8 protein-coding genes are annotated in these 9091 nt (G+C 72.0%); 1 reads left to right on the top strand and 7 read right to left on the bottom strand.

What is annotated here, in order from left to right:
* Positions 1 to 114: 114 nt before the first annotated feature.
* The 7 genes from secG to rapZ form a co-directional block, all read right to left on the bottom strand.
* Positions 115 to 375: a preprotein translocase subunit SecG gene (secG, locus tag ACGF4F_RS35210; RefSeq protein ID WP_073837985.1), complete on the bottom strand. Its 261-nt coding sequence runs from the start codon at positions 373 to 375 to the stop codon at positions 115 to 117.
* 94 nt (positions 376 to 469) lie between these two features.
* Complete coding sequence (tpiA, locus tag ACGF4F_RS35215; protein WP_073837986.1) at positions 470 to 1261, bottom strand: triose-phosphate isomerase; 792 nt, start codon at positions 1259 to 1261, stop codon at positions 470 to 472.
* Complete coding sequence (locus tag ACGF4F_RS35220; RefSeq protein WP_393084581.1) at positions 1261 to 2460, bottom strand: phosphoglycerate kinase; 1200 nt, start codon at positions 2458 to 2460, stop codon at positions 1261 to 1263. The genes tpiA and ACGF4F_RS35220 overlap by 1 nt, the downstream gene beginning before the upstream one ends.
* Positions 2461 to 2512: 52 nt before the next feature.
* Positions 2513 to 3517, bottom strand: coding sequence for a type I glyceraldehyde-3-phosphate dehydrogenase (gene gap, locus ACGF4F_RS35225; RefSeq protein WP_073837988.1), 1005 nt, complete (start codon positions 3515 to 3517; stop codon positions 2513 to 2515).
* 261 nt (positions 3518 to 3778) lie between these two features.
* Positions 3779 to 4759, bottom strand: coding sequence for a DNA-binding protein WhiA (gene whiA, locus ACGF4F_RS35230; protein ID WP_073837989.1), 981 nt, complete (start codon positions 4757 to 4759; stop codon positions 3779 to 3781).
* A 54-nt stretch (positions 4760 to 4813) separates the two neighbouring features.
* Positions 4814 to 5788 carry a uridine diphosphate-N-acetylglucosamine-binding protein YvcK gene (yvcK, locus tag ACGF4F_RS35235; protein ID WP_357445513.1) on the bottom strand — a complete coding sequence of 325 codons (975 nt, stop codon included), beginning with the start codon at positions 5786 to 5788 and terminating at the stop codon, positions 4814 to 4816.
* On the bottom strand, positions 5785 to 6693 hold the full coding sequence (gene rapZ / locus ACGF4F_RS35240; protein WP_357445516.1) for an RNase adapter RapZ: 909 nt from the start codon (positions 6691 to 6693) through the stop codon (positions 5785 to 5787). The genes yvcK and rapZ overlap by 4 nt, the downstream gene beginning before the upstream one ends.
* A gap of 384 nt (positions 6694 to 7077) precedes the next feature.
* Here rapZ and recQ point away from each other — a divergent pair, with 384 nt between their 5' ends.
* Positions 7078 to 8931, top strand: a complete 1854-nt coding sequence (gene recQ / locus ACGF4F_RS35245; protein WP_393084587.1) for a DNA helicase RecQ — start codon at positions 7078 to 7080, stop codon at positions 8929 to 8931.
* Positions 8932 to 9091: the final 160 nt, after the last annotated feature.

Consider the following 9091-nt stretch of genomic DNA (forward strand, 5'->3'; position numbering starts at 1 on the left):
GTCGGAGGGGACCGCCGCGCGGGGGTGGACGGCGGGCGACGCGGTGCAGCGGAAAAACAAACTGCGCGCGGTCCGTAACGGACCGCGCGCAGATTGTACGCTCGACGCGCTGACTCAGGCGCCGCTGCTCAGCTGGAGCCGGAGCCAGAGCCCGATCCCGACGATGCACGCAAACCAGATGATCCCGACCAGAACGGTGTAGCGGTCGAGGTTCTTCTCGGCGACCGAGGAGCCGGCCAGGCTGGAGCTGACGCCGCCGCCGAACATGCTCGACAGCCCGCCGCCCTTGCCGCGGTGCAGGAGGATCAGCAGCGTGAGCAGGACGCTCGTGATGACCAGCAACACGATCATCGTGTAGGCGAACCAGATCGGCATGGCGGGGGTTTGTCCTCTCGTTGCGATCACTGCCCGTCCTGTCGGGCACGGCGGCACCGACCGGCGGACGGGCAGCGTCAAGGATAGCGAGCTATCAGCGAGCGATGTGCTCCGGGAACCGGCAGATCTGCGCGAATTCCTCGGCGTCCAGGCTGGCACCGCCGATCAGGGCCCCGTCCACGTCCGGCTGGGCCATGATCGCGGCGATGTTCGACGCCTTGACCGAGCCGCCGTAGAGGATCCGGACCTGCTGGGCGGTGGCCTCGTCGAAGGTGTCGCCGAGCCGCTTGCGCACCTCGCCGCAGACCTCCTGGGCGTCCTCCGGGGTCGCCGTCTTGCCGGTACCGATCGCCCAGACCGGCTCGTACGCCACGACGACCTTGGTGACCTGCTCCGCGGTGAGCCCGCGGAGCGCGCCGTCAAGCTGGTCGCAGCAATGCGGCACGTGCCGGAGCTGCTCCCGGACCTCCAGCCCCTCGCCGATGCAGAGGATCGGGGTGAGCCCGTTGGCCAACGCGGCGTTCACCTTGTCGTTGACCAGTGCGTCGTCCTCGTTGTGGTACTGCCGCCGCTCCGAGTGGCCGACCACCACGTAGGTGCAGCCCAGCTTGGCGAGCATCGACCCGGCGATGTCCCCGGTGTACGCGCCCGACTGGTACGGCGACAGGTCCTGCGCGCCGTAGCCGATCAGCAGCTTGTCGCCGTCCACCGCCGTCTGCACGGTCCGCAGGTCGGTGAAGGGCGGCAGGACCACCGTCTCGACCTCGGTGAGCTGCTTCTCGGTGAGGCTCGCGGCCAGCTTCTGCACCAGCAGGTTGGCCTCGAGGTGGTTCAGGTTCATCTTCCAGTTGCCGGCCATCAGGGGCCGGCGGGTGGGGCTCGCCATCACTTCTCCAGGGCCGCGATGCCGGGGAGGGTCTTGCCCTCCAGATACTCCAGGGAGGCGCCGCCGCCGGTGGAGATGTGATCGAACGCCGACTCGTCGAGCCCGAGCGTCCGCACCGCCGCCGCCGAGTCACCGCCGCCCACGACGCTGAACGCACCGGACTTCGCGATCGCCTCGGCAACCCCGCGGGTCCCGTTCGCGAACGCGGCCATCTCGAACACGCCCATCGGGCCGTTCCAGAACACCGTCCGCGCCTGCTTGAGGGCGGAGGCGAACCCGGCCACGGTCTCCGGGCCGATGTCGAGCCCGACCCGCTTGTTCGGGATGCCGTCCACCCGGACCGTGTGGTGCTCGGCGTCCGGCGCGAAGGCGACCGCGGCCACCACGTCGACCGGGAGCATGATCTTGCCCGGCTCGCGTTCCATCAGGTTGCGGCAGGTCTCGACCATCTCCTCCTCCAGCAGCGAGCTGCCCACCTCCAGGCCCTGGGCCTTGAGGAAGGTGAAGCACATCCCGCCGCCGATGAGCAGCCGGTCGATCTTCGGCAGCAGCGCCTCGATCACGGCCAGCTTGTCGGAGACCTTGGAGCCGCCCAGCACCACCACGTACGGCCGCTCCGGGTCGCCGGTCAGCTTGCTGAGCACCTCCACCTCGCGCAGCACCAGCCGGCCGGCGAAGTGTGGCAGCCGGGCCGGCACGTCGTAGACGCTGGCGTGCTTGCGGTGCACCGCGCCGAAGGCGTCGTCGACGTACGCCTCGCCGAGCGCGGCGAGCTGGTCGGCGAAGGCGCCCCGCTCGGCGTCGTCCTTGCTCGTCTCACCCTTGTTGAAGCGGAGGTTCTCGAGCACGGCGACCTGACCGTCGGCGAGGCCCTCCACGCATGCGCGGGCCGAGTCGCCGACGGTGTCCTCGGCGAACTGGACCGGGGCACCGAGCAGCTCGCCCAGCCGGCCGGCCACCGGGCGGAGGCTGAACTGCGGGTCCGGCGCGCCCTTCGGGCGGCCCAGGTGCGAGCAGACGACCACCTTCGCGCCGGCCTGGACCAGCGCGCTCAGCGTCGGCAGGACGGCCCGGATCCGGCCGTCGTCGGTGATCTCACCGGTCTGCTTGTCGAGTGGGACGTTCAGGTCGGCGCGCACCAGCACGCGCCGACCCGACACCCCCTCGGCGAGCAGGTCGTCGAGGTTGCGGATGCTCACAGAGCTAGCCCTCCGTTCGTGACTGCGGGGCTCGCAAGCTCACTCCTCGCACTCACAGGGAGCTACCCACCAGCTTGACCAGGTCGACCAGACGGTTCGAGTAGCCCCACTCGTTGTCGTACCAGCCGACGACCTTGACCTGGTTGCCGATCACCTTGGTCAGCGGCGCGTCGAAGATGCAGGACGCCGGGTCGGTGACGATGTCGGCGGAGACGATCGGGTCCTCGTTGTAGACCAGGATGCCCTTGAGCGGACCGTTCGCGGCGGCCTTCATCGCGGCGTTGACCTCGTCCACGGTGGTCTCCCGGCCGACCGTGACGGTCAGGTCGGTGGTCGAGCCGGTCGGGATCGGCACGCGCAGCGCGTAGCCGTCCAGCTTGCCCTTCAGCTCCGGCAGGACCAGGCCGATCGCCTTCGCGGCGCCGGTCGAGGTCGGCACGATGTTGAGCGCGGCGGCCCGGGCCCGGCGCAGGTCCTTGTGCGGCGCGTCCTGCAGGTTCTGGTCCTGCGTGTACGCGTGGATGGTGGTCATCAGACCCTGCTGGATGCCGAACGTGTCCTGCAGCACCTTCGCCATCGGGGCGAGGCAGTTGGTGGTGCACGAGGCGTTCGAGATGATGGTGTGCTTGGCCGGGTCGTACTGGTCCTGGTTGACGCCCATGACGACCGTGACGTCCTCGTTCTTCGCCGGAGCGGAGATGATGACCTTCTTGGCGCCACCGTCGATGTGCGCCTTCGCCTTGGTGGCGTCGGTGAAGAAACCGGTGGACTCGATGACGACGTCGACGCCGGCCTCGCCCCACGGCAGCTTGGCCGGGTCCTTCTCGGCGTACGCCTTGATGGTGTGACCGCCCACGCTGATCTCGTCGTCGGTGGCCTTCACCTCGTGCGGGAGACGGCCCAGGATGCTGTCGTACTTGACAAGGTGGGCGAGCGTCGCGTTGTCGGTCAGGTCGTTGACCGCCACGACCTCGACGTCAGCGCCGGACGCCAGCACTGCCCGGAAGAAGTTGCGGCCGATCCGGCCGAAGCCGTTGATGCCAACCCGGATGGTCACAGGTCCCATCTCCTCGCGTTCTGGTCCGCCGGCGTCAGAACAGGGCCGGCGGAGGTGTGTGCGCCGACCGTTGGAGCCGGCCGTTGACGGTTCATCTCGGCCACCCCGCCGCGGTCCTGAGGACCTGACCGCCCGAGGCGGTGAGCACGGCGAGGGGTGCCTGTGCCGGCCCCCTTGCCGTACGCAGCGACCTTATCCGAGCGTGCCGCATCGCGCTGCGGCGGGTGGTGAACCCGCCGCAGGTGACGCCTCACCGTCCTATCAGACCACGAGCATGTCCGGCGTGACGGCCGCTTCCGTATCCGGGATGCCCAGGTCCCGGGCCCGCTTGTCGGCCAGCGCGAGGAGCCGGCGGATCCGGCCGGCGATGGCGTCCTTGGTCAGCGGCGGATCGGCGAGGGCGCCCAGCTCCTCCAGCGACGCCTGCCGGTGCTCCAGCCGCAGCCTTCCGGCGGAGGTGAGGTGGTGCGGGGCGTCGTCGGCGAGGATCTCCAGGGCCCGGGTGACCCGGGCGGCGGCGGCCACCGCGGCGCGGGCCGAGCGGCGCAGGTTGGCGTCGTCGAAGTTCGCCAGCCGGTTGGCGGTCGCCCGGACCTCCCGGCGCACCCGGCGCTCCTCCCAGGCCAGCACGCTGGCGTGGGCGCCGATGCGGGTGAGCAGGGCGGCGATCGAGTCCCCGTCCTTGACCACCACCCGGTCCACCCCACGGACCTCGCGGTTCTTGGCGGTGATCCCGATCCGTCGGGCCGCGCCGACCAGGGCGAGGGCCGACTCGGGGCCGGGGCAGGTGATCTCCAGCGCGCTGGAGCGGCCCGGCTCGGTGAGCGAGCCGTGGGCCATGAAGGCGCCCCGCCACGCGGAGACCGCGCAGCAGACGTTGGCCGCGACGACGTGCGGCGGCAGGCCGCGCACCGGGCGGCCTCGGACGTCCAGCAGACCGGTCTGGCGCGCCAGCGCCTCGCCGTCCTTGACCACCCGCACGATGAAGTGACTGCCCTTGCGCAGCCCGCCGGAGGCGAGCACGTGGATCTCGCTCGGGTAGCCGTAGACCTCGGCGATCTCCCGCCGCAGCCGCCGGGCGACCGCGCCGGTGTCCAGCTCCGCCTCGACCACCACGCGACCCGACACGATGTGCAGGCCGCCCGCGAAGCGCAGCAGGGCCGCCATCTCCGCCCGCCGGCAGCACGGCTTGGGCACGTCGACCCGACTCAGCTCGTCTTTGACCGCCGCCGTCATCGCCATAGTGCGCCCCCTCACGGACCGGTTCCGGCGTGTCGCCGTTGATTACGTACGTGTCTAACGATCGGCACCCAGGACAGGCACCAGCGCGGCGCCCAGGGCGGCTGGATCATGACGGGGCGCGCCGTCGAGGACGGCGACGGGGGCGAGGACCAGCCGGGCACCCAGCGATTCTGCCGCACCCGCAACCGCCTCGGGGTCACCCACCGCCGTGGAGTCCGCCAGCACCATGTCCACCTTCAGCTCGGGCAGATAGCGCCGCAGGGTGTCCAGATGGTCGGCCAGGGAGAGCCCGTGGGTCTCCTTCTCCGCCACCAGGTTGAGCGTGACCAGCCGCCGCGCCGGACTGGAGACGATCGCGTCGGCCAACTGCGGCACCAGCAGGTGGGGCAGCACGCTGGTGTACCAGCTGCCCGGCCCGAAGATCAGCCAGTCGGCCGCGCGTACCGCGGCGACCGCCTCCGGGCAGGCCGCCGGCGCGGCCGGGGTGAGCCGCAGCGACTCGACCCGGCCGGAGGTGACCGCCACCTGATGCTGGCCGCGCACCGTGCGTACCTCGTCGGGGTGGCCCGGATCGGCGCCGCGCACCCGGGCCTCGATGTCGACCGGCTGGCAGGACATCGGCAGCACCCGGCCCACCGCGCCGAGCATCGCACCGGCGTGGTCGAGCGCGGCCACCGGATCGCCGAGCAGCTCCGTCAACCCGTTGAGCAGCAGGTTGCCGACCGCGTGCCCGGCCAGCGAATCGCCCGCTCCCGCGCCATCGCCGGCGGCGAAGCGGTGCTGGAAGAGCGCCGCGCTGCGCCGGGTGGCCGGGTGATCGCCGGCGAGCGCGACCAGCGCCTGCCGCAGGTCGCCCGGCGGCAGCCCGCCGCGCTCGGCCCGCAGCCGGCCGCTCGAGCCGCCGTCGTCGCCGACGGTGACCACCGCGGTGATGTCCAGGTCCAGCTCGGGTACGCAGTGCCGCAGCGCCCGCAGGGACGCCGAGAGCCCGTGCCCGCCGCCGAAGGCGACCACCCTGGTCGGGATCATTCCCGCCCCAGGTCCCGGTGCTGCGCGTGGGCGGCGATGCCGGACTGACGCAGCCGGGCGGCCAACTCCTCGGCGATGGCGACGCTGCGGTGCTTGCCGCCGGTGCAGCCGACCGCCACGGTCAGGTAGCGCTTGCCCTCCCGCTCGAAGCCGGCGGTGGTGGCGTTGACCAGATCGGCGTAGCCGGTCACGAAGGCTTCCGCGCCCTCCTGGCCCAGCACGTACGCGCTGACCGCCTCCTCGCGCCCGGTGTGCTCGCGCAGCTCCGACACCCAGTACGGGTTGGGCAGGAACCGGGCGTCCATCACGAAGTCGGCGTCCGGGGGAAGGCCGTACTTGAACCCGAAGGAGAGCACGGTGATCCGCAGTCGACGGGAGTCCTCCCCGCCGAACAGCTCCTCGACCCGGCGCCGGAGCTGGTTGACGTTCAGGTGGCTGGTGTCGATGATCACGTCGGCCTGGTCCCGGGCCTCCTCCAGCAGCGCGCGCTCGACGGCGATGCCGTCGGCCAGCCGCCCGTCACCCTGCAGCGGGTGCGAGCGCCGGACGCTCTCGAACCGGCGGATCAGCACCTCGTCGTCGGCGTCGACGAAGACCACCCGGGGCTGGAAGCCGCGCTCCCGCAGCTCCCGGATCGCGCCGGCCAGGTCGGTGGAGAAGGCGCGGGAGCGGACGTCCAGCACCATGGCCGTACGCCGGGCCGCGCCGCCGGCCTTGAAGGCCAGCTCGGCCATGTCCAGCATGAGCGCCTGGGGCAGGTTGTCGACCACGTAGTAGCCCACGTTCTCCAGCGCCCGGGCCACCGTGCTGCGGCCACCGCCGGAAAGGCCGGTCACCACCACCAGGGTGGTGTCCACCTCGGCCGGCGCCGGCCGTCCGAGGGCTGTCTCCGTACCTGTCGGCACCAGGTCTCCCGGCGTCCGCGCCTCGCTCACCCGTTACCCCCAAGCCGTGGCGCCGCGGCCGCTCGGCCGCGCGTGGTCAGTCAGCGACTCTAACGGCTACGACCCGGCCCGGGATTCCACGGGGTGACGACCGGAACAGCTACTTGTCCGGTTTGTCGTCGTCTCGGTATCGGTTTCCCCAGGTCCCGCCGGAGACGGTCGCACTTCCGACACCGTCAGCCACTGCTGACGGTCGGTGACCGCTCGCGCGCCACCGGTGAGTGTGCCCACCCTGGCCGCCCGACCGGGCCGGCCCGACGTGGCCCGGGCCGGCCGGGCCCCGCGGACCCCGCGACGCGCTCGCCGGAGCGGGCCGCTGTCGGAGGCCGCTCGTAGACTGCGCGGATGGTCTCCCCCACCGATGAGCGGACCGAGGACGCGCTGCGGGTGTTGCGCCGGGTGTTCGGCTACGACACCTTCCGAGGCTTCCAGCAGGAGGTCGTCGAGCACGTGGTGGCCGGCGGAGACGCGCTGGTGCTGATGCCGACCGGGGGCGGCAAGTCGCTCTGCTACCAGATCCCCGCGCTGGTCCGGGACGGGGTCGCGGTGGTCGTCTCGCCGCTGATCGCCCTCATGCAGGACCAGGTCGACGCGCTCACCGCCGTCGGCGTCCGCGCCGGGTTCCTCAACTCGACCCAGGAGCCGGCGGAGCGGCGGCGGGTGGAGGCCGCCTTCCTCGCCGGCGAGCTGGACCTGCTCTACCTCGCCCCGGAGGCCCTGGCCGGCCGCGCCACGGTCGGCCTGCTGGAGCGGGGCCGGATCGGGCTGTTCGCCATCGACGAGGCGCACTGCGTCTCCCAGTGGGGGCACGACTTCCGCCCCGACTACCTCAACCTCTCGATGCTGCACGAGCGCTGGCCGGGGGTGCCGCGGATCGCGCTCACCGCCACCGCGACCAAGGCCACCCGTACGGAGATCGCCACCCGGCTCCAGCTCACCGACGCCCGACACTTCGTGGCCAGCTTCGACCGGCCCAACATCCAGTACCGGATCGTGCCCAAGCGGGAGCCGCGCAGGCAGCTGCTGAGCCTGCTGCGCGACGAGCACCCGGGCGACGCGGGCATCGTCTACTGCCTGTCCCGTGCGTCGGTGGAGAAGACGGCCGAGTTCCTGGTGGCGAACGGGGTCCCGGCCCTGCCGTACCACGCCGGGCTGGACGCCCGGACCCGGGCCGTCAACCAGCAGCGCTTCCTGCGCGAGGACGGGCTGGTCATGGTCGCCACCATCGCCTTCGGGATGGGCATCGACAAGCCGGACGTACGCTTCGTCGCCCACCTCGACCTGCCGAAGTCGGTCGAGGGCTACTACCAGGAGACCGGCCGGGCCGGGCGGGACGGCCTGCCGTCGACGGCCTGGCTGGCGTACGGGCTCCAGGACGTGGTCCAGCAGCGCAAGATGATCGAGACCTCCGAGGGCGACCTGGCGCACCGGCGCAACCTCGCCGCCCACCTGGACGCGATGCTGGCCCTCTGCGAGACGGTCCGCTGCCGCCGGGCGCAGCTCCTCGAGTATTTCGGCGAGACCGGCGCGGGCGGCTGCGGCAACTGCGACACCTGCCTCGAACCACCGGAGTCCTGGGACGGCACGGTCGCCGCGCAGAAGCTGCTCTCCACCGTCTACCGGCTGGACCGGGAACGCAACCAGCGGTTCGGCGCCGGGCACTGCGTGGACATCCTGCTCGGAAAGCGCACCGACAAGATCGACCAGTACGGCCACGACTCGTTGACGACCTTCGGCATCGGCACCGAGCTGCGCGAGGCGGAGTGGCGGGGCGTGGTGCGGCAACTGCTCGCCGAGGGCCTGCTCGCCGTCGAGGGCGACTACGGCACCCTCGCCCTGACCGAGGCGAGCGCCGAGGTGCTGGGCCGCCGGCGTACGGTCACCATGCGGCGGGAGCCGGAGAAGCCGGTGTCCGCCCGGTCGGCGAAACCGCGGGGCGCGGCCACCGTCGTCGCCGACCTCAGCGCCGCCGCGGCCCCGGTGTTCGAGCGGCTGCGGGCCTGGCGGGCGGCCACCGCCAAGGAGCAGGGCGTGCCCGCGTACGTCATCTTCCACGACGCGACCCTGCGCCAGATCGCCACCGAGGCGCCGGCCTCGCTGACCGAGCTGTCCCGGATCAACGGCGTCGGCGAGAACAAGCTCGCGAAGTACGGCGAGCAGATCCTCGCCGTGCTCGCCGAGGCCGACGCACCTGCCTGACCGCCACACGCCGCCGCCACCGGTTCGACTGGCCGGCATCGGGAGACGCCGAACGGCCGGCCCTCTTGTTGGGGGTCGGCCGTTTCTGGGTGTGTCGAAGGGCCGGCCCCTGGTGGGGGCCGGCCCTTCGGGTTATCTCATGTGTCAGGAGGCCGAGTAG

Origin of the sequence: Micromonospora sp. NPDC047740 (assembly GCF_043204735.1) — a bacterium.
Lineage (GTDB): Bacteria > Actinomycetota > Actinomycetes > Mycobacteriales > Micromonosporaceae > Micromonospora.

Excerpts from the sequence above, each read along its gene's own strand:
- secG (WP_073837985.1), bottom strand. The coding sequence starts at position 375 with ATGCCGATCTGGTTCGCCTACACGATGATCGTGTTGCTGGTCATCACG.
- tpiA (WP_073837986.1), bottom strand. The coding sequence starts at position 1,261 with ATGGCGAGCCCCACCCGCCGGCCCCTGATGGCCGGCAACTGGAAGATG.
- whiA (WP_073837989.1), bottom strand. The coding sequence starts at position 4,759 with ATGGCGATGACGGCGGCGGTCAAAGACGAGCTGAGTCGGGTCGACGTG.
- yvcK (WP_357445513.1), bottom strand. The coding sequence starts at position 5,788 with ATGATCCCGACCAGGGTGGTCGCCTTCGGCGGCGGGCACGGGCTCTCG.
- recQ (WP_393084587.1), top strand. The coding sequence starts at position 7,078 with ATGGTCTCCCCCACCGATGAGCGGACCGAGGACGCGCTGCGGGTGTTG.